Below are 18,940 nucleotides of genomic sequence, written 5' to 3'. Positions count from 1 at the left end.
GCTCGTGTGCGACCTCAGGAGAGTGTGTGGGCCAGCGCCAGGTCCAGGGCCTCCGCGACCAGGGCCAGGGAGGCCGCCAGCAGGGCCAGGCGACCGGCGCGGCAGAACAGCCGTGAGGTGATGACGAAACCCATCGGGATCATGGCTGTACTCCGGTGCAGGGCAAGGGGAAAGGGCTCAGTGGGAGGGGCGGTGCAGGGGACGCAGATCCGGCAGGGCGGCCGAGAAGGCGGGGGATCCGTGGCGGGTGAGGGGCCAGCGCCGCACCCAGCAGCTGTCGGTTTCCTCGTCGATGCTGATCACCTGGTAGGTGCCGCCCTGGCGGCTGCCCAGCGCCACGAAGCTGCCGGGGTGCAGGGCTGCTGCCGGATGGGATGGGGGGTGAGGCATGGATGGACCACGCAGCGGCCTTCAACGTAACAGAAGGTTGCGAATTGGTTGACGATTCGCCCCATCGTGTGCATTCCAAAGCACAGGGCCCGGACCCCGAACACACGTAGCCCCCCTCGAGCATGACCCGAGGGGGGCTACTTTGCGAAGGCGTTGGGGAGTTGATCAATCTCCCCGGCCCCGCACCTTTGGTTTAGATCGGAAGCGACGGCGACAGCGGTACGCCGTACAAAGCTTCACTCGTCGTCGTCGGAGCCGCCCACGGGCACCAGCCGGATCGCCTTGCGACCGAGCTTGATCTCGAATTCATCGCCCGGCTCGAGGCCCAGCATCGCGGTGTAGGCCTTGCCCACCAGCAGGTTGCCGTTGAACTGGACCTTGGCGGTATAGCCGAGCTTGCGGCCGGCCTTGGTGGCCGCCTTGCCGACGCCGTCGCCGAGGTTGATCCCCTTGGCATCGAGAAGCGCTTCGTAGAAGGCCGTGAAGTTCAGGCGCTCGTTGCCGTCCTTCTTGGTGCTCACGTAGCCGCAGCTGCGCACCAGATCGGACTTCGAGGCATCGCCCAGCTCTTTCACCTTGGCGAGCAGATCGGCACCTTTGAGCATGATGCAATGGCGGTTGGTATTGGCCGAAATTCTACAACTCGGGCCTGCGATCGCCAGGGGAGCCAGGTTCAGCTTTTGGGTGGACCCTCCACCTGGTACTGCACCTGCTGGGGGAAGGGGATCTCGATCTGCCGGTCCCGGAAGACCCGCCAGATGGCGGCCTGGACTTCGCTGCAGATGGAGACGTTATCCATCGGGTTGGCGATCCAGAAACGCAGGGCGTAGTCGATGGAGGAATCGCCATAACGCAGCAGCAGGCCCTTCGGCGCCGGGGTGGCCAGAATCCGGTTCTGGCCGCGGGCCGTGGCTTCCAGCAGGGCGATCACGTCGTCGGGATCGTGGTGGTAGGCCGCACTGACCAGCACCTGGCTGCGCCGCAGGGTGTCGCTGCCCGTGTAGGTGACGGTGGTGCTGGTGAAGAAGGTCTGATTCGGGATCACCAGTTCGGCGTTATCCCGGTCGCGCCAGAGCACGGCGGCCCGCAGGCCGAGGCTGCGCACTTCACAGGGATCACCGTCGATGAAGAGCACCTCCCCCGGCCGCACCGACCCCTCGAACAACAGCCAGAGGCCGCTGACGAAGTTCGAGAAGACTTCCTTGATGCCGAAACCCAGGCCCACCGAAAGACCGCCGGCCACCGCCAGGATCGCTGTGCGGTTGAAGCCCACGTGATCGAGGGCCCAGACGATGCCAACGGCCACCGCCGCATAGCGGATCATCAGGGCCAGGGCCCGGCGGCTGCCGTTGCTGATGCCCACGCTGCGCTGCACCAGCCAGGCCACACCCTGGGCCGGCGGCCCGGTGCCCATGGCCAGCACGTACAGGATCACCACCGCCAGCAAAAAGCTACCCACGGTCACTTCTGAGCCGAACCATTCGCCGATGGGGATCAGGGCCAGATCCTGGGGGTTGTCGAACACCCGGATCACCAGCAAAGCGGCGACCAGCAGGTACGCCGGGCGGATCAGGCGCGTCTCCAGCAACTGCATCGGCTGGGGCTGGATGAAGCGGCCCAGGAGCAGTCGCACCCCGCCCAGCCCCAGCCAGCCGAGGTACAGCAGCAGCCCCAGCAGCACCAGGCCGAAGGGCTGCCCGCCCAGCCCCAGGGCCAGCGACAGCAGGCCCAGCAGCGTGGGGATCACCAGCTTCGGCCGCCCTGCCGGGGGAAACCGCGGGGCCAGCCGCCGGCCCAGCAGCCCCTGGCCGAGGAACACGAGCAGCAACAGGATCAGCTGGACACGCACCTCCATGCGTTGCAGGTAGCCGAACCAGCCGAGGATCTCCAGCAGCAGCATGTTCATCGGGACCTCTCGCCACCCAGCAGGTCGATCAGGCCCTTGAGGGCGTCCTGCTGGCTCAGGTCATCAAAGAGGAAACGGGTGAGCAGCGCCTGCCAGGCGTCCCTCTGGCTCTTGCTGGTCTTCCCCTCCAGGCGGAGCGTCGAGCTCTTGATCGACTGCTTTCGGCCCTCCACCATGGCGGCCACCACGGAGGAACTGCTCACCGGCGGAGCCACCTTCCGGTTCACCGGCAGCACGTACTGGTTGCGAAGGACCATGTCTCGCTGGTGCAGCGGACTGATGGCGAACCGGGCCAGGGCCAGGGCCAGCTGGCGCTGGCCCGGACTGGAGTTGACCCCGAAGGCGAGCACCCGCTCCCGGGTGATCGGGCTGGCGGTGCCGAAGGGGCCGGAGGGCAGGGGGGACACGCCCAGGTTCGTGCCCAGGCGCGACCGGAGCCGGGTGATGTTGATGCTGCGGCAGGGAATCCAGTCGAGGGTCCCCACCATCAGCTCCTTCAGCAGTTCCGTCTCGGTGGGGTAAACGGTGACGTGCTGTTGCAGGTCGGCCTCGCGCAACCACTGCAGCCAGCCATCCAGGCTGGTCCGCATCGCCGGGGTCGCCGGTTTCCCGGCCAGCAGGTCGCTGACGGCGTCGATCGCCCCAAGCGGGCCCAGGGTCCAGGCCAGGCTCACCGCATCGAGAGACAGCCCCACCTCCATCCCCTTGGCACTGAAGGCCAGCAGCTCGCTGAGGGTGGCGGGGCTGCGGCTGACGCGGCGCCGATCGAAGCAGGCCACCAGGGGCTGCAGCTCCAGGGGGATGCCCGTCAGGGTGCCGTCCCTGCGCCGGACCCGTACCACCGAACCCGCATCCAGCTGATCCAGCACCGCGGCCGGCAAGGACACGGTGCTGATGAGCCGTTCCCGGGCCAGTTCCTGGGCCGTGGACTCGTTCACAAGGAGCAGGTCGGGGCTCAGGCCGGTCCGGTTGCGGACGAGGAGTTCATTGCGCAGCCGTTCCTCGGTGAAGGTTTCCACCTGGAGCCTGACCCGCGGCTGCAGGGTGCGGAACGAGGCCTGAAGCAGGGCCGTGCGTTCACGGACTTCCTTCTGCAGTTCGGTGTCCAGGGCCTCCTGACTGACCCCAACCGCGATGTAGAGGGTGCCCTCGAGGGGGCGCAGGATCGGCTGCAGCCGCTGCCCCTGGCAGCCCCCCAGGGAGGCCAGCAACGGGATGGCGAGCCCCACGGCGAGCCGGGTGATCCGGGCCTGGCGTCGGCCCTGGCCGGGCGGGGTGGGGGAGCGGCGGAGGAGGGGGATCACATGGGGAGGTTAGGGGTGTTGCCCGCGGCGGGCCCGCAGGGCCAGCACGGTGGGGCCGACCCAGTAGGCCCCTGGATCCAGGCGCGCCCTGGCCATGGCCGCGGCCGCAGCGGCGGCCTCCTCGGCCGACCAGAGCCCCTGGCGGATCAGCTCGTTCCCGTAGAGGGTGACGAAGCGCTCCAGCCAGCGGGCCCAGGGGTCACCGCCCCGACCCAGCACCGGCAGGGGCAGCAGTTCCTCGATCCCGAAATCCCGGGCCGCCAGCAGGCTGGGCAGGCGCCGGTTGACATCGGGATCGCCGCCGGCGCCGCGGAAGCTGGCGATGGCGGCGTCGCGGAAGCGGGCGATCGCGGCGCCATCGGGATGGAGGCCGAAGGTGTTCCAGTGGACGTATTCATGGGCCACCAGGCCAGATCAAAGCCCCCCGTGCCGAGCCCGGGAGCGCTTTGGACCTGTGGGGCCGTGGCGGCCGGTTGCCAGAGCTCATGCTGCAGCCGCAGCCGCTCCTGCTCCTCCGGTTCCGTCCCCAGGACGTAGCTGTCCGCCGGCGTGTCGCCTGGGGTCATCGGCCGGGCGCCGCTCAGTCCTCGGGGTAGAGCAGTTCGGCGAGTTCGTCGGGGTCCACGTCGTAGACACGGGCCAGGGTGGTCTCGATGGCGCTGGTCACCACATCCGGCAGGAAGCGCATCGCGTTCAGGGCGTCGTCGGCGATGTCGTCGGTGAGGAGTTTGTCGCCCCCCAGCTTCTCGTCGTTGATCACGGCCATCACCCAGCTCTGGTAGGCGGTGACGAGATCGGCGAACTCGAGCTCAGGATCGTTCAGATCGAGGGCCATCGGGCGTCTCCAGGGACGGTCGTTGCCCCTGCAGTTTGCCGCTTGGCCGTCAGGATGGCTGGATGGATCAGGAACCCCTGCCATCGGTGGCCTCCCTGCAGGGCACCCTGTTCGACTTCGCCATCGCCGAGCTGGTGCGCCAGCACCGGCAGAGCTTCCCGCCGCTGTGGACGGCGGAGAGCTGGGCCAAGCTGCTCATCTGGCTGGCCCTCAGCTGCGGCGGCTCCGGGGAGGCCCGGGCCCTCGAGGCCTTCGCGGCGGCCCTGGGTCCGGCGCTCACGGCCCGCATGCGGCGGCTGTTCTTCGAGCGGGAACTCCCCGACCACAACCTGCGGGTGATGGCCGATCCGGCCGAGCAGCAGGTGCTCGTGCTGCCCCTGGAGCCCGGGCCCGCGACCGGCACCCCGGAGGCCATCGCCCCCGAGCGGGTGGCCGCCGCCCTCGAGGCGGTGGGCCTCAGCCCGCTGGTGTCGGACGATCGAGGCCGCTGGCAGTCGCTGGAGGCGCTGGTCGCCGTGCCCTGGCGGAACGGGCCGGGCTGAGGCCGGCGCAGCGGCGCCGCAGGCGCCGGGCCTGGGCGAAGGCGACGCCGACGCCGAGCAGGGGCAGGGGGCCGGGCACCGGCGACGGGGTGAGGGCGAGCAGCTGGCCGTTCACCCCGTCGCCATCGTTGGCCACGTAGATCGTGCCGTCGCGGCCGACGGCCAGGCCCGTGGGGCTGACCAGGTCGTCGAAGATCGTGCGGACGCTGCCATCGAGGCCCAGCTTCAGGATGCTGCCCGACGGGGGGCCCCAGAAGTCATCGCTGTACTGGAGCAGGTAGAGCGAATCATCCGGTCCGGCGGCGATGTCGATCAGGTTGCTGAAGCCGCCGGCGAACTTCGTCACCGGGTTGATGAAGTCGTAGCGGAACACGTCGGCGGTCCCGGGGGCGAAGGGAAAGCCGGAGAGCTGGGCGATGTACAGCGCCCCGTCGGGGCCGATGGTCATGCCGGTGGGCACGGCCTGGGCCGGGACCTCGGGGAAGGGGAAGGGAAAGGGCAGCGGCGGGGTGGTGACGAGCTCCTCCGGGAACACGTTCACCAGCGAGACCTGGTTGGCGCCGTCGGCCTTCACCAGGCTGTTGCCGCCCGAGTCGGTGACGTAGGTGTCGTCCCCGCGCACCACCAGGGCGAAGGGATTGCTGTTGAGATCCTTGCCGTCGGGGTTCTGGGTCGCTTCGAAACCAGCGATGTCGGCCAGGGGCGTCAGGCTGCCGGCGGTCAGGTCGATGGCGACCGTCTGGCCGAAGAGGGAGCTGCCCGCGCCGGGGATCAGGGTGGGGTTGGCGCCGAAGCCGAAGACGCCGAAGAGCTGGCCGGAGCCGTTGAAGGCGAGGTCCGCCAGGCCCGTTCCCTCCGGGAACAGGGGGGAGGACTGGACCGCCAGGGAGGGCAGGTTGGAGAGCGCCCGGGAATAGACGTTGGTGGTGCGGTCGAAGAGGCCCACGGCCCCGGTGGTGCCGTAGCACAGGGTGTTGCCGCTGCCGGCGACGAGACAGGGGCCGCTGCCGCCCCGGCCCGCTTCGCTGAGCACCAGGTTGCCGTTCGGCGCGATCGTCAGCCCGCGCGGATTCTCCAGCCCCGTCGCCAGGGTCCGGACCCGGTACGGAGCGGCGTCGGCGGGGGCGCCTGCGGCCAGCAGGCCGGCGCCGGCCCAGGCCCCCAGGGCCAGGCCAAGCAGCCCATGGCCAGGCCGGAGCGGGCGTTGGCGGGAGGCGGGGTGCAGCGGCGACGGCGTCATCGGCAAGACGGTCCGGGGGAGGCGACAGGCGGCACTCTGCCGATCCTGCGGGCCCCGTCAAGACGCCGAGGACACCACCGGTGGACGTCGGGCCTGCGTTCTAGGTTCCATGTCCCTGAGGTCCCGGGCGCGGATGCGGCTGATCGGCAGCTTCGAGGATCCCGGCTACGTGGCCCTGGCCGATGCGGCGATGGCCTTCTTCGATCGCCGCACCGACCTGCAGCGCCGCGGGGTCGCCTTCTCCTTCGGGTCTGAACCGGGCGACGGCGCCGAGGCGGATCCCGGCAAGATCTCCACCGACATCAGCCTGGTGTGGATCGACCGCTCCGACCCCGAGGCCCAGGGCCTGGCGGACGTGATCATGCGCGGCGTCTCCGCCGGCCTGAAGCGCTACCTGGCCGAGCGGCCCCTGTTCCTCACCTGCTGTCCGGAGCGCTCCCTGTTCGTCAACCCGATCTTCAACCTGCAGCGCTATGCGCCGGGGGAGGGGTTTTACAGCTGGCACTGCGACTGGAACACCAGCGATGAGGCCACCGAGCCGATCCGCCGCGTGCTGGCCTGGATCCTCTACCTCGACACCGTCCCCGACGCCGGCACCGAATTCCACTGGCAGGACCACCACGAGGAGGCCGTCAAGGGCAAGCTGGCGATCTTCCCCGCCGGCCTCTCCCATGTGCACCGGGGCCGCGTCAGCCAGACCCACAGCAAGACCATCGCCACCGGCTGGATCAATGCCGGCACCCTGGACGCCTACGTGGCGCGGCTCGCCGCCGGCTGAGGCCCCGGTCCTTTGGTCAGTCCAGGGGCGACGGCACGATCAGCCGCTCCAGCCGGAGCTCCAGTTCCTCGGTGAGCGCCTGCACCGCCTGGCGCCGATCCCGGCGGTAGTCGGCGAGGCGCCCGTCCACCACGATCGGCCGGTCGATGCTGATCCGCACCCGCCGCCGCCCCAGCCGGGGGCGCTGGTTGGCGGTGTGGCCCTGGATCCGGCACTGGGTGTCCCAGAGGAGCAGCAGGGTGTCGGCGAAGCGCTCCTGGCTCGGCCGCTCCCGCACGTAGCTCCCGCTCACCGCGACGAAGGACTCCACCACGCGCATGTGCCACAGCTGGGCCGCCGTTTCCTCCGCCAGCCGGTCGGCCAGGGCCTGGGCCAGGGGACTGGGGGGCTCGCCGCCGGGGGGCCGGGCCGGGTAGAGCCGGTCCCAGCCGGCCTGCTCCAGACGCCGGCAGCGGTCCGTGAGGCTGCCGCTGGGCCCCATGCCGAAGGACTGCTCCACCCGCCGCAGGGCCAGATCCATCAGCCGTTGCAGCCGGGGCCCGAAGGCGGGCTCCGGCTCCGCACTGTCCGCGGCGGGCGCGCACTTCTCGGGCAGGGCCAGGTGCACCTTGTCGCGGTAGAAGGCCTCCATCTGCTCGAGCATCCGCTCCCCGAGGCGCACCAGCCGCCCGTGCAGCTTTGAGGGGTCGAGGTCGTGGCCGGGATCGGGGGCCAGGCCGGCCCCTTCCTCCAGGCGGCAGAGCAGCGCCTCGATCGCCCCCCAGACCGGCTCGATGAAGCTGTACTGCAGGCCGATCGGCAGCAGGTCCATCCGCTCGCTGCGACCGGCCTCCGCCAGGTCGGCCGCCGTCCAGAAGGCGAGCTGGGCGGTGCCGGGCTCCAGGGGGCTGAGGCGTTCGTTGTGGCCGTTGGTGGCCCCCTCCGGCGCCAGGGCGAAGGGATGGGGCCCCTCCAGCAGCAGCTTCCGGGCCGTCCGCAGGGCGGGCAGATCGAGCTTGCTGCGCTGGATCGAGGCGCCGCCCAGGTGGGTGAAGATCCACCCCATCGCCGGCCCGGCCCAGAGGGGGATGCCGCGGTCGAACAGGAACTGGCCGGTGGGCGCCGGATCAAAGCGCAGGCCCTGCCGCCGGCCTGCTTCGGCCAGCTCCACCCACAGCAGCCGGGCCATGCTCAGGGGATCGTCGAGGCTCGGGTGCCGGAAGGCGATCAGCAGCCGGCTCTCGCCGGCCTGGAAGGACCGCATCGCCTCCACGAGCGTGGCCATGCCCTCCACCTCCACCGCCGTGATCTGGCAGCGCCAGCGCAGCCAGAGCGGCAGCACCAGCCGGCCCAGCGCCAGCACCCGGCCATCCAGGCGGGGGGGCAGGAATTCCAGGGGCGGGGCGGTGGCCATCGGCGGAGGTTAGGCGGGCTGCCGGGGGCGGGCTGTGTCCAGGTCAGCCCTTGGCCCAGGGCCAGTCTCAGCGCAGTTCGAGGGGGGTGATCGGCCCGTCGCCCCGCCGTACCCCCAGCCGGATCGGCCGGGGCGGACCCTGCGCCGGCAGCGTCACCTCCACCCAGAGCCGCTCGCCGGCCGGACGGCGGGAGGGGTCCGCCACCCCGGGCGGGATGAAGTAGGCCACCGAGGGCCCCAGGCGCCAGCCTTCGCCCTGCGGTGTCGCCGCAAGGCTCTTGGAGCGGGGGGTGGCGTCCGTGGCCAGGGTGGCCCGCACCCGGTCGGACTCGCTGCGCAGCACCAGCCGCTCCCCCGACCAGGGCCTGGACTGGCCGGCCGGCACCTCGGGGGCCGGCACCAGCAGGGCCAGGTTCACGTAGCGCCCCCGGATCGGCAGGTAGGGATCCACCGGCTCGCTCAGCATCCAGCCCCGGGGCCGGGTGGCCCGATCCAGCAGCAGCTGGCCCCCCAGGCTCAGCAGCAGGCCGCCCTGCAGCAGGGCCACCAGCAGGCCGCGCGCCGGCCCGGGGATCATGGGGTCCCCCTGGCGATGGCCCGGGCCACGAGCCGGCGGCGCAGCAGCTCCAGGCCCCAGCCGCCGCCGAGGAACAGCACCCCCAGCCCGATCAGGCTGGCGGAGCGTCCCAGGCTGTCCATCACCTGGGAGACGTAGAAGGCGAGCACGTCGATGGCGATCAGGGCGGCGCCGAAGTTGACCCGCTCGGAGCGGCCCTCCATCACGCCCCAGGCCACCAGCAGCAGCCCTCCGACCGCCCACCACAGATAGGTGAACACGCCGGCGTCCTGGTGGGTGGACCAGGCCAGCGCCACCCCTGGCAGCAGCCAGCCGATCGCCACCGCCAGGGGCCAGGCGCGCCGGCCCCGCAGGCCCACGCCCAGCAGCAGGGGGGCCCCCAGGGCGACGGCCCAGCCGACCAGGGCCAGCGGCAGCGGCAGGGAGGCGGTGGTGGGGCCCCCGTGGCTGAGCAGCTGCCAGAGCAGGCCCGCCGGCAGCAGGCCCAGCCCACCCAGCCAGAGCAGCACCCGCCGCGGCGCGGAGGCGGGGCCCGCCCCAGCGGGGGCCGCCAGATAACAGAGGTTGAGCAGCACCAGACCCGCCGCCGGGGCCAGCACGGCCGTCGGATCTCCGGATCCCCGCTGGAGTGCCTCGGTGGCGGTGTCGACGGCCCGCTGCCACTCGCTGAGCAGCCAGGCCGGCCCCAGCAGAGCCAGCAGCGCCAGCTGGGGCCACTGGCGCAGCAGGGCCCAGCCCAGGCCCGCGCCGATGGCCCAGAGCAGCAGCCCCAGGGGCCATTGGGCCTCGAGGTGGAACAGCTGGCCGGCCAGGTAAAGGCCCGCCCCCAGGGCCACCGTCCCCACGCCGTGCAGGCTCACGGCCAGGGGCGGGAAGCGGCTCTCCACGGCGGCGGCGCCCCCGTGCAGGCCCACCACCAGAGCCAGCAGCAGGCCGAAGCGTTGGCCGGGCCCGAGGGCCGCCCAGTGGGTGGAGACGAACAGCAGCAGCCCGGCGGCCACCAGCACGCCCCCGAGAGCGACCGCCACCAGCACCGGCACCCGCAGCCGTGGGCGGCCCGGCTGGGCCCGTTCCCAGGCCCGGATCGCCTCGGCGCCGGCGGTGTCGATCAGGCCGGCCTGCCGCCAGCGCTCCAGCCGTGATTCCCAGCCGTCAGCCATGGGCTGAGGCTACGGGGATTGGGTGGCTCAGTCGTCGCGCTCCGCGTGAATGTTTTGCGCCGGGGCGAAGCCGTGGGGTGGGGAGATGTGGATGATGCAGAGATCCTCTGATCCGTCCCGTTGCCGGACATCGGAGCGCCACGGCCCCATCTGGACAGCCCTGCTGAGGGGCGGATCGGGGCCGCCGAGCGGCAACGGCGCCTGATCGAGGAGCGCCATCGGCTGCTGGCCGAGAACGCCAGGGATGTGATCTGGACCATGGCGCCCGATGGCTCGATCACCTCGGTCAGTCAGGCGGTGGAGAGCCTCCGGGGCCTGACGCCGGAGGAGGCGATGGTCCAGCCGATCGAGCAGATCCATCCCCCCGACTCCTTGGCGATCTCCCTGGGTTACTTCACCCAGCTGGTCGAGGACCTGCAGGCCGGCCGAGCGCCCCAGTCCTTCCGCGGCGAGCTGGAGTACTACTGCCGCGACGGCTCCACCGTCTGGATGGACGTGATCGCCCTGCCGGTGCTGGACGAGCAGGGGGCCTTCCTGGAGCTGCTGGGGGTCAGCCGTGACATCACGGAGCGCAAGCGCACGGCGCTCGAACTGCAGCAGGCCCGGGCAGAGGCCGAGGCGGCCAACCAGGCCTTGCTGGCCGCCAACCGGAAGCTGGTGTTGCTGGCCACCACCGATGGCCTCACCGGGCTCTGGAACCGGCGGGAACTGGATGAGCGGGTGCGCCGGGAGATCGATCGTGCCGATCGCTACGGCGCTGACCTGTCCCTGGTGCTCTTCGACATCGATCACTTCAAGGACGTCAACGACCGCTTCGGCCACCTGGCCGGCGACCAGGTGCTAGTGGAGCTGGGGCGACGGGTGGAAGCCCAGCTGCGGAGCTGCGACGGCGTCGGCCGCTGGGGCGGCGAGGAGTTCCTGGTGCTGATGCCCAACAGCCGTGCCGAGGAGGCCCGTCAGATGGCGGAGCGGCTGCGGCAACGGGTGGAGGCGGAGCCCTTCGCGGTCGTGGGACGGGTGACGATCAGCTCCGGGGTGGTGCAGCGACGGCCCTGGGAGTCCGCCGAAGCCTGGTTCCATCGGCTCGATCAGGTGCTGTATCGGGCCAAGGAGCTGGGGCGCAACCGGGTGGAGCTGGAGCCGGAGCCAGGGCGCTGAGTGCCAGCCCGCTTTGAGACCATGGGCGCACTGCCTGTGCCCAGCCCGTGACCGAGTCTTCCCTGCCCAAGACCTACGACCCGGCCGCCACCGAGGCGCGCTGGCAGGCGGCCTGGGAGGAGGCCGGCGCGTTCCACCCCGACCCCACGGCGCCCGGGGAACCCTTCTCGGTGGTGATCCCGCCGCCGAACGTGACCGGCAGCCTGCACATGGGCCACGGCTTCGAGACGGCCCTGATCGACACGATCGTGCGCTTCCAGCGGCTGCAGGGGAAGAACGTGCTGTGCCTGCCCGGCACCGACCACGCCTCGATCGCCGTGCAGACGATCCTGGAGAAGCAGATCAAGGCCGAGGGCGGCAGCAAGGACGACCTGGGCCGCGACGCCTTCCTGGAGCGCGCCTGGGCCTGGAAGGGGGAGAGCGGCGGCACGATCGTGGGCCAGCTGCGCCGGCTGGGCTACTCGGTGGACTGGCGCCGGGAGCGCTTCACCCTCGATCCGGGCCTGAGCGCGGCGGTGGTGGAGGCGTTCGTGCGCCTGCACGAGCAGGGGCTGATCTACCGCGGCGAATACCTGGTGAACTGGTGCCCGGCCTCGGGATCGGCGGTGAGCGATCTGGAGGTGGAGATGAAGGAGCTGGACGGCCACCTCTGGCACTTCCGCTATCCCCTCAGCGGCGGCCCGGCCGCCGATGGCACTGACCACCTGGTGGTGGCCACCACCCGCCCCGAGACCCTGCTGGGCGACACCGGTGTGGCGGTGCACCCCACCGACCCGCGCTACGCCGCCCTGGTGGGCCAGATGATCACCCTGCCCCTGGTGGGACGGGAGATCCCGATCGTGGCGGATGAGCACGTGGATCCGGCCTTTGGCACGGGCTGCGTCAAGGTGACCCCCGCCCACGACCCCAACGACTTCGCCATCGGCAGCCGCCACGGCCTGCCCCTGATCACGGTGATGGCCAAGGACGGCAGCATGAACGCGGCGGCCGGCCGCTTCGCCGGCCTGGATCGCTTCGAGGCCCGCAAGGCGGTGGTGGCGGCGATGGAGGCGGAGGGCTTCCTGGTGAAGGTGGAGCCCCACCGCCACAGCGTGCCCTTTTCGGATCGCGGCAAGGTGCCGGTGGAGCCGCTGCTCTCCACCCAGTGGTTCGCACGTGCCGAACCGCTGGCGGCCCGCTGCCGCGAGGCCCTCGACGGCGGCGCACCCCGCTTCGTGCCCGAGCGCTGGGAGAAGGTCTACCGCGACTGGCTCACCGACATCCGCGACTGGTGCATCAGCCGCCAGCTCTGGTGGGGCCACCGCATCCCCGCCTGGTTCGTGGTCAGCGAGACCGGCGGCGTGATCACCGAGGCCACGCCGTATGTGGTGGCCCGCGATGCCGCGGAGGCCGCCGCCAAGGCGGAGGCGCAGTTCGGCGCGGCGTCCCGTGCCGCCGGCCGGGAGCTGCAGCTGGAGCAGGACCCGGACGTGCTCGACACCTGGTTCTCCAGCGGCCTGTGGCCCTTCTCCACCCTGGGCTGGCCCGAGGGCGAGGCCGCCGATCTGGCCCGTTGGTACCCCACCAGCGTGCTGGTGACGGGCTTCGACATCATCTTCTTCTGGGTGGCCCGCATGACGATGCTGGCGGGCGCCATGCAGCCCCTCGGCGCCGGCAAGGCCTGGATGCCCTTCGCCGACGTGATGATCCACGGCCTGGTGCGGGACGAGAACAACCGCAAGATGAGCAAGAGCGCCGGCAACGGCATCGATCCGCTGCCGCTGATCGAGCGCTACGGCGCCGATGCCCTGCGCTTCGCCCTGGTGCGCGAGGTGGCCGGCGCCGGCCAGGACATCCGCCTCGACTACGACCGCAACGACGGCAGCTCCGCCACGGTGGAGGCGGCGCGCAACTTCGCCAACAAGCTCTGGAACGCCACCCGCTTCGCCCTGATGAACCTGGGCGGTGAGACGCCCGCCAGCCTGGGGGCCCCGGACCCGGCGCACCTGCAGCTCGCCGACCGCTGGATCCTGTCGCGGCTGGAGCGTGTGAAGCGCGAGACGGCCGAGCGCTACGCCAGCTACGGCCTGGGGGAAGCCGCCAAGGGGCTCTACGAGTTCGCCTGGAACGAGGTCTGCGACTGGACGATCGAGCTGCTCAAGCGGCGCCTCAACCCGCGCCCCGCCGCCGAAGGGGAGCCCCTCGCTGCCGAGGTGCTGGCCGACCAGCGGGTGGCCCGACAGGTGCTGGCCAAGGTGCTGGCGGAGCTGCTGGTGCTGCTGCACCCGCTGATGCCGCACCTGAGCGAGGAGCTCTGGCACGGGCTCACCGGCGCCCCCGAGGGCACCTTCCTGGCCCTGCAGAGCTGGCCGGTGGCCGAGGCGGCCGCCCTCGATGAAGTACTGGAGGCGTCGTTCGCCGAGCTGATCGAGGCGATCCGGGTGGTGCGCAACCTGCGGGCCGTGGCGGGCCTGAAGCCCAACCAGGGGGCGCCGGTGCTGTTCATCACCGGCCGCGAGCAGCTGGCAGCAGTCCTGCGGGAGGGCAGCGACGACATCACCACCCTCACCCGGGCGGAGAGCGTGACCGTGCTGGATCCGGCGACGGCCGCGGCCCGGCCGGCGACCCGGGCCCTGGCTGCGGTGAGCGGCGAGCTGCAGGTGCTGCTGCCCCTGGAGGGCCTGGTCGACCTCGATGCCCTGCGCGCCCGCCTGGAGAAGGACATCGCCAAGGCCACCAAGGAGATCAGCGGCCTGGCCGGCCGCCTCGCCAACCCCAACTTCGCCGGCAAGGCGCCGCCGGAGGTGGTGGCCGAGTGCAAGGCCAACCTGGCGGAGGCCGAGGCCCAGGCGGCGCTGGCGCGGCAGCGGCTGGCGGACCTGGGCTGAGGGTTCCGGGCGGATCGGGCCGCCGCCGCCTCAGCGGCGAAACGCCGGCCGGTCCTCCTCGCAGATCACCAGCAGCAGGCTGTCTTCGAGGGCGGTTTCGCGGTGGGTGTCGCCCGGCTCCACGAAGTAGAAGCCGCCCGCGGTGATCGTGTGCGGCTCCTCGCCCTCGGCCTGCACGTCCATCGTTCCCTGCACCACGAACACCTGGCACCAGCAGGGGTGGTGATGGGAGGGAATCGTGAGGCCCGTGGGCAGCCGGTAGAGTCCCGATTCCACGTTGTGGTCCCCTTCCCACAGGCGGCAGGCCTGCATCGGGATCCCCCGCACATCGATGGAGGTCCAGCGCTGCTCTTCGGTGGGGAGGTAGCGGGTCATCGCTTCGGGATCCGTGGCCGGACTTCCGTGCCCTTCATCGGTAGAACGCGATGAAGGTCTCGGAGATGGAGTAGGTGGCACCGGGGCATTGCTGAGCCGATACCTCCGCTGCTAGGGCCTCGAGAAACTCATGCCGTGGATAGGGATGGAGCGTGGCCTTTTTCGCCCACTGCTGCGCATCCGGAACCTGGACGATGGCAATGCAGTCGCCACCGCCGAATTCCCACCAGAAGCGCACATCCCCATCAGGGAGGGTGATGACGACATCGCCTGAACGTCCTTGCGATTTAACGCGGACCTTTCCCCTGAGGCTGAGCATCTGGCTGGATGAAGGTGGCGTGGATGAAGGCGTTCCATCATCCATCGCGTGAGTGTTGACAGGCTATGTCGGTCCAGCATGCTTGTGAGCTTGCTTTGCTGTCTGGCTTTACCTCACGGCGCTCTAAATCGTGTTGCCACTTCACGCAGAACAGCAACCAGGTGCCCCGAATCGAAAACGGCCTCAAAGTGTCCGTCGCAGAAGCGGTCTTTGCGGGCATGCACGGTCAGCAGCTTGCGAAGATCCGAAAGAGTGGCTGCTCTCAGGGCCGCAGGGTCTTCGTACAGGTGCTCCGCAACTTCTTGCCATTTTGGCCAGTCAAATGAATAGACAACTTGAGTAGCGTAAAGCGTTTCCATGAACTCATGGATGGTACGGAATCGAGCCGTTGAATCGCTATCGAGCGATCTAGCATCTTCGAGTCGATCAATCCAAGCCACGAGCTGAAGCCAGTCCGGACGCTTTTCTTTTGCCACTGCGTTCAGCCTGTCTAGGGGTCCTTGATGGTGTCAGACTAGCTCTCGCCTACACGAAGAACGATGCACTCCTGGTTCAGGAGGGCCAGGTTCGATGACCAGTTCGAGCGGAGAAGTGCAGCACCTGCCAACGACTGCACTGGGCCTTGCACGTGAATGGCAGAAACTCTTGCAGGAAAGCGCAGCGAGTCCCTGAATGCTTCAACAGCCAGACGGGCGTCTTCCCTGTGATCGGCCCCCTTGGCTGCACCGGTTACGAAAGCCTCCCACACAAGAAGACTGCCAGGCGCGGCTTTGATGAAATCATCCCAGTTCAGATGCCCACTGACATGTCCTTTGATGAGTGACCGTGTCCGCGCCAATACCCAGGCGACCTGAGCCACCCCCGTAGCCAGTGCCCCCGCTCCCGCCCCGGCGCTCCATGGACGCGAGCCTTCGCCCGGCCTTCCCTTTCCGAGGTCGCCTTCGCATTCGGGAATAGGAACGAAGAGCGGACACTCGAAGCCGAGAGCAACTGACTCCCTGGCGTTAAGCCGACGTGCAACGTATTCGGCAAGCTCGGATGGCAGAGTCCCGGTGGCGCCGTCGGAAGCGGCCCACGCAAAATTGCCTTGAGCAACGGAGCCAATGTCAGCGCATGCGATGTGCATAAGGGAGGGGTATGGGCTTAACGCTCAAGATCAGCGGCGGGCAGGAACGTTTCTTCGCTCATCCAGCATCTTATGTCCCGTCCGCTGAATCTTGATGTTACGCGCCGTTCATGCTTTGTGGGCTCGCGGCCCAAGTAGACGCAATTCGTACATGGCAGTCTTCAGCAAGATAGCAGGATAAGACGATAAATTCAGGACTCCTCATTCGATTGAGAAAGAACCTGTTTTAGGATGTCTAGATTCTGCTGATAGGCAACTCGATACCTTCCAAAAGGATGAGACATGACAGATCCGCGATCAGCCCACTCCTGAATGGACCAGCCTGACTCGACAAGATCAGAGGCTGCAAAAACAAACTCCAGCGTATCCACGAAGAAATTAACTAGATATCCATTGGCATCGTAGTCTACTCCAGAAGAGGTACCATGGACATAATAGTTTCTACAGTTGACAGCATGGTCTACAACAAGAACAAGCTCTGGAAAACGTTGGCCTACACTGCTGGTAATCAGTTCAGCTCTCTCTCTTATCTTGTGTTTTAGCGATGGTTTCCCAATTCTCCCAAGTGCACTGAGGATGCTGTCTCGCTCAGGGCTTTGGGGCAGCAAGCGAAATTGCCTACGGGCTGTGCTCCTCGCTTCTTCAAGCTCTGGAGTGAGCGCCTTTGCTTGTTGAAATGCTGACGAAGGCAGTATGTCAAACATGTTAGCCGCACCAACAAGCCGATTAACTTCATATCGATTCTGATATGAGAAAGAAGTGTCAAAGCGCGCCCTTGCACTGCGCCAAGTCGTATGACGCTCTATCCATGCCTTCAGTACAGCCTTAAACTCTTCTGGCTCTCTTATCGCACTCAAAAGAATATCTAGTTGATGCGGCTTTCGTTCAGCGACATCATTCTTGCGACATGGTGGCATGCTCCAGTATAGGTCGAGTGGATGGCTTCTTCCTGCTACCGGCACAGGCAGGATCTTAATGTTGAGTATGTTTTGAGGTCTGCCCGCGACAATGCTCAAGAAGGATAGAAGATCGTACAAGTTAGTCATTGCTTCAGCAAAGGAGAGTGCCGACGGAGGCTCGATGCTGATCTCTATTCGGTTATTGACATGAATTCCCTCAGGACCGGGGAAAGCATATGAAATGCGATGCGCAACAGAGACACGGCCAATAACAGTATTTACGGAGATGATCTCATCATTGCCAGTATAATAAAAGATATTCGGATGGTCGCCAATTGGGATCTCTCTATTCAGGTCCTTCGTGTCGACAATCCGCGCCATGAGATCCTTCGTGTTGTGCAAAGCCATCCCGAACGCATTAAAGTCGTAGAAAACAGCTGGCGCATCATCAATCATAAAGCATACTGAATGTACCGGCCGCCCGGATGAGGAAATAAATCTATCTCCGATCGCCACATAGTGAGGGAAGATGCTTGCAGTATGATAGATCATCTTTCCCGTGTCAGTAGACCCAGCGCCTGACATGGTGACGCAATTTATTAGTGATACATGAGTTCCATCAAAAAGCCTGCCGGTAATATCTTCGCTGTCATGAGGGTCAAAAAACTCATCTGAGTAAAGAGCAAGTGCCGAGGATGCTCCCTTCAAGCTTAGTTCGCCTTTAACTGTGGATCCATTTGCCAAAGCAAAGATGCCTGCCTTGGCTAGACCTTCATGTTTTTGTTGATCTTGATCCATGCTATCAAAGGGCATGACAGGTGTTTGCCTCTCTTCAGGGCTAGGAACTATAGAGTCTAATGTTAGTTATACACAGTCTTAATAGACCCGAGCTTTAGGTCACAAGGACTTTGGATCAAACTCACGATATCGCCATGTTTGAACTGGATCAACGTCCGCATATCGCTTATTGGATGGTTTCCGAGAACCACGGCCGAGCCTCACCGCCTTTCCGCGAACCACCATGAGCCTACAGGCGGATCTCGGTTGATCATCACGGCATGGCATCGTGTTTCACATCGAGTTGTCAACCATGAACAAGTGGTTCTCGGACCCGTGAACCACTTGTTCATTCTGAACCATGCGTCCAGTTCGGGTGCCGCTGGAACACCGAATCATCGTGCATGGACCCTCTACATCCCCGCCGTCAGCCGGTGCAGTGCGCTGTAATCCAGCTCATCCAGCCCTGCAGCCGTCGCCCGCTCCAGCAGCGTTGCCAGCCCATCAAGTCCCTCCGTCTCCAGCCTCAGCGCTTGTGCCGTTTGTAGAAACAGCAGCAGGTCCTTGCGCAGGTGGGCGGTGGGGAAGTTGGGGTTGGCGTAATCGTCGGCCAGTTCCTTGGCCAGCTTCTTGTCGAAGGTGGGGGCGTACAGGGCGCTGGCGCGCAGGATCGCCATGAAGGCCTCCACGTCCACCCCGGCCCGCTGCACCAGGTGCAGGCTGAGGCTGAAGCTGTGGGTGAGGCTGGCGATCAGCTGGTTGAGGGCCAGCTTGGTGGTGAGCGCCGCCCCCACCGGGCCCAGCAGGCGGGGTTCACCGCCCAGCGCCGCCAGCACCGGCCGGGCCCGCTCCAGGGCCGCCGCCTCACCGCCCACCATCAGCTGCAGGTTGCCGGCCAGGGCCTCCGGCCGGCTGCCCAGTACCGGCACCTCCAGCAGCTCCGCGCCCCGCTCCGCCAGCGCGGCGGCCAGCTCCCGGCTTTCCTCCGGCGCGATCGTGGCCACCTGCAGCACCAGCCGGCCTGCCAGGGCCGCGCCGGCCTGCTCCAGCAGCACGGTCCGCGTGGTGGGGCCGTCGCTCAGCACCGTGATCACCACCTCCGCTCCGGCCACCGCCTCGGCCGGGGTGGCCGCGACCCGCGCACCCAGGGCCTGCATCGGCGCGCAGCGCTCCCGGTGGCGGTTCCACACCGTCAGCGGCTGGCCGCCCTGCAGCAGCCGCTCGCCGATCGCCGCCCCTAGCAGGCCGGTGCCCAGCAGGCTGATCTCCATCGGTGCGGCCCTGCGGCGGCCGC

The 18,940-nt window shown here is 67.9% G+C and carries 19 protein-coding genes; 4 read left to right on the top strand and 15 right to left on the bottom strand.

The window, feature by feature from the left end; all coding sequences use genetic code 11:
* Positions 1-177: 177 nt before the first annotated feature.
* From KUG39_RS02335 to KUG39_RS02310, 6 genes are all read right to left on the bottom strand, one after another.
* Positions 178-390, bottom strand: a complete 213-nt coding sequence (locus tag KUG39_RS02335; protein ID WP_094585224.1) for a DUF8657 domain-containing function — start codon at positions 388-390, stop codon at positions 178-180.
* A gap of 236 nt (positions 391-626) precedes the next feature.
* Positions 627-995, bottom strand: coding sequence for an AbrB family transcriptional regulator (locus KUG39_RS02330; RefSeq protein ID WP_015110192.1), 369 nt, complete (start codon positions 993-995; stop codon positions 627-629).
* A gap of 68 nt (positions 996-1,063) precedes the next feature.
* Complete coding sequence (locus tag KUG39_RS02325; RefSeq protein ID WP_216912484.1) at positions 1,064-2,296, bottom strand: mechanosensitive ion channel family protein; 1,233 nt, start codon at positions 2,294-2,296, stop codon at positions 1,064-1,066.
* Positions 2,293-3,600 carry an extracellular solute-binding protein gene (locus KUG39_RS02320; RefSeq protein WP_216912482.1) on the bottom strand — a complete coding sequence of 436 codons (1,308 nt, stop codon included), beginning with the start codon at positions 3,598-3,600 and terminating at the stop codon, positions 2,293-2,295. Before KUG39_RS02320 ends, KUG39_RS02325 begins: the two co-directional genes overlap by 4 nt.
* Before the next feature lie 9 nt (positions 3,601-3,609).
* Positions 3,610-4,005, bottom strand: a complete 396-nt coding sequence (locus KUG39_RS02315) for a hypothetical protein (protein WP_286192857.1) — start codon at positions 4,003-4,005, stop codon at positions 3,610-3,612.
* A 175-nt stretch (positions 4,006-4,180) separates the two neighbouring features.
* On the bottom strand, positions 4,181-4,435 hold the full coding sequence (locus KUG39_RS02310; protein ID WP_094585220.1) for a hypothetical protein: 255 nt from the start codon (positions 4,433-4,435) through the stop codon (positions 4,181-4,183).
* Between the two features lie 62 nt (positions 4,436-4,497).
* On the opposite strand from KUG39_RS02310, the gene KUG39_RS02305 reads away from it, so the two are divergent.
* Complete coding sequence (locus KUG39_RS02305) at positions 4,498-4,977, top strand: protein phosphatase (protein ID WP_216912480.1); 480 nt, start codon at positions 4,498-4,500, stop codon at positions 4,975-4,977.
* Here KUG39_RS02305 and KUG39_RS02300 read toward each other — a convergent pair.
* Positions 4,892-6,217 (bottom strand): ScyD/ScyE family protein, encoded by a 1,326-nt coding sequence (locus KUG39_RS02300; protein ID WP_216912478.1) that lies wholly within the window; start codon positions 6,215-6,217, stop codon positions 4,892-4,894. The two genes, KUG39_RS02305 and KUG39_RS02300, sit on opposite strands and share 86 nt — an antisense overlap.
* A gap of 133 nt (positions 6,218-6,350) precedes the next feature.
* Here KUG39_RS02300 and KUG39_RS02295 point away from each other — a divergent pair, with 133 nt between their 5' ends.
* On the top strand, positions 6,351-6,995 hold the full coding sequence (locus tag KUG39_RS02295) for a 2OG-Fe(II) oxygenase (RefSeq protein ID WP_216912608.1): 645 nt from the start codon (positions 6,351-6,353) through the stop codon (positions 6,993-6,995).
* A 16-nt stretch (positions 6,996-7,011) separates the two neighbouring features.
* Here KUG39_RS02295 and KUG39_RS02290 read toward each other — a convergent pair whose 3' ends face one another.
* The 3 genes from KUG39_RS02290 to KUG39_RS02280 form a co-directional block, all read right to left on the bottom strand.
* Positions 7,012-8,388, bottom strand: a complete 1,377-nt coding sequence (locus KUG39_RS02290) for a lysophospholipid acyltransferase family protein (RefSeq protein WP_216912476.1) — start codon at positions 8,386-8,388, stop codon at positions 7,012-7,014.
* A 67-nt stretch (positions 8,389-8,455) separates the two neighbouring features.
* On the bottom strand, positions 8,456-8,965 hold the full coding sequence (locus KUG39_RS02285) for a hypothetical protein (RefSeq protein WP_216912474.1): 510 nt from the start codon (positions 8,963-8,965) through the stop codon (positions 8,456-8,458).
* Positions 8,962-10,125, bottom strand: coding sequence for a DUF2157 domain-containing protein (locus KUG39_RS02280; protein WP_216912472.1), 1,164 nt, complete (start codon positions 10,123-10,125; stop codon positions 8,962-8,964). The genes KUG39_RS02285 and KUG39_RS02280 overlap by 4 nt, the downstream gene beginning before the upstream one ends.
* Before the next feature lie 120 nt (positions 10,126-10,245).
* On the opposite strand from KUG39_RS02280, the gene KUG39_RS02275 reads away from it, so the two are divergent.
* Both KUG39_RS02275 and KUG39_RS02270 read left to right on the top strand, forming a co-directional pair.
* Complete coding sequence (locus KUG39_RS02275; RefSeq protein ID WP_216912470.1) at positions 10,246-11,283, top strand: sensor domain-containing diguanylate cyclase; 1,038 nt, start codon at positions 10,246-10,248, stop codon at positions 11,281-11,283.
* A gap of 47 nt (positions 11,284-11,330) precedes the next feature.
* A complete protein-coding gene (locus KUG39_RS02270; protein ID WP_216912467.1) occupies positions 11,331-14,150 on the top strand; it encodes a valine--tRNA ligase in 2,820 nt (939 codons plus the stop codon).
* Between the two features lie 30 nt (positions 14,151-14,180).
* Here the strand turns inward: KUG39_RS02270 and KUG39_RS02265 are convergent, their stop codons facing one another.
* From KUG39_RS02265 to KUG39_RS02245, 5 genes are all read right to left on the bottom strand, one after another.
* Positions 14,181-14,525, bottom strand: a complete 345-nt coding sequence (locus tag KUG39_RS02265; RefSeq protein ID WP_286192856.1) for a cupin domain-containing protein — start codon at positions 14,523-14,525, stop codon at positions 14,181-14,183.
* A gap of 34 nt (positions 14,526-14,559) precedes the next feature.
* Positions 14,560-14,844 carry a hypothetical protein gene (locus tag KUG39_RS02260; protein WP_216918192.1) on the bottom strand — a complete coding sequence of 95 codons (285 nt, stop codon included), beginning with the start codon at positions 14,842-14,844 and terminating at the stop codon, positions 14,560-14,562.
* Positions 14,845-14,957: 113 nt separating this feature from the next.
* The gene (locus KUG39_RS02255; RefSeq protein WP_353617316.1) at positions 14,958-15,284 is read right to left on the bottom strand and encodes a DUF6508 domain-containing protein; all 327 of its coding nucleotides are present in this window, start codon (positions 15,282-15,284) and stop codon (positions 14,958-14,960) included.
* A gap of 877 nt (positions 15,285-16,161) precedes the next feature.
* On the bottom strand, positions 16,162-17,682 hold the full coding sequence (locus tag KUG39_RS02250) for an ApeA N-terminal domain 1-containing protein (protein ID WP_216912451.1): 1,521 nt from the start codon (positions 17,680-17,682) through the stop codon (positions 16,162-16,164).
* Between the two features lie 377 nt (positions 17,683-18,059).
* A complete protein-coding gene (locus KUG39_RS02245; RefSeq protein ID WP_216912449.1) occupies positions 18,060-18,917 on the bottom strand; it encodes an NAD(P)-dependent oxidoreductase in 858 nt (285 codons plus the stop codon).
* Positions 18,918-18,940 lie beyond the last annotated feature (23 nt).

Origin of the sequence: Synechococcus sp. CCAP 1479/10 (assembly GCF_019038515.1) — a bacterium.
GTDB lineage: Bacteria > Cyanobacteriota > Cyanobacteriia > PCC-6307 > Cyanobiaceae > Cyanobium.
This window is presented reverse-complemented; position numbering and strand designations above follow the sequence as displayed.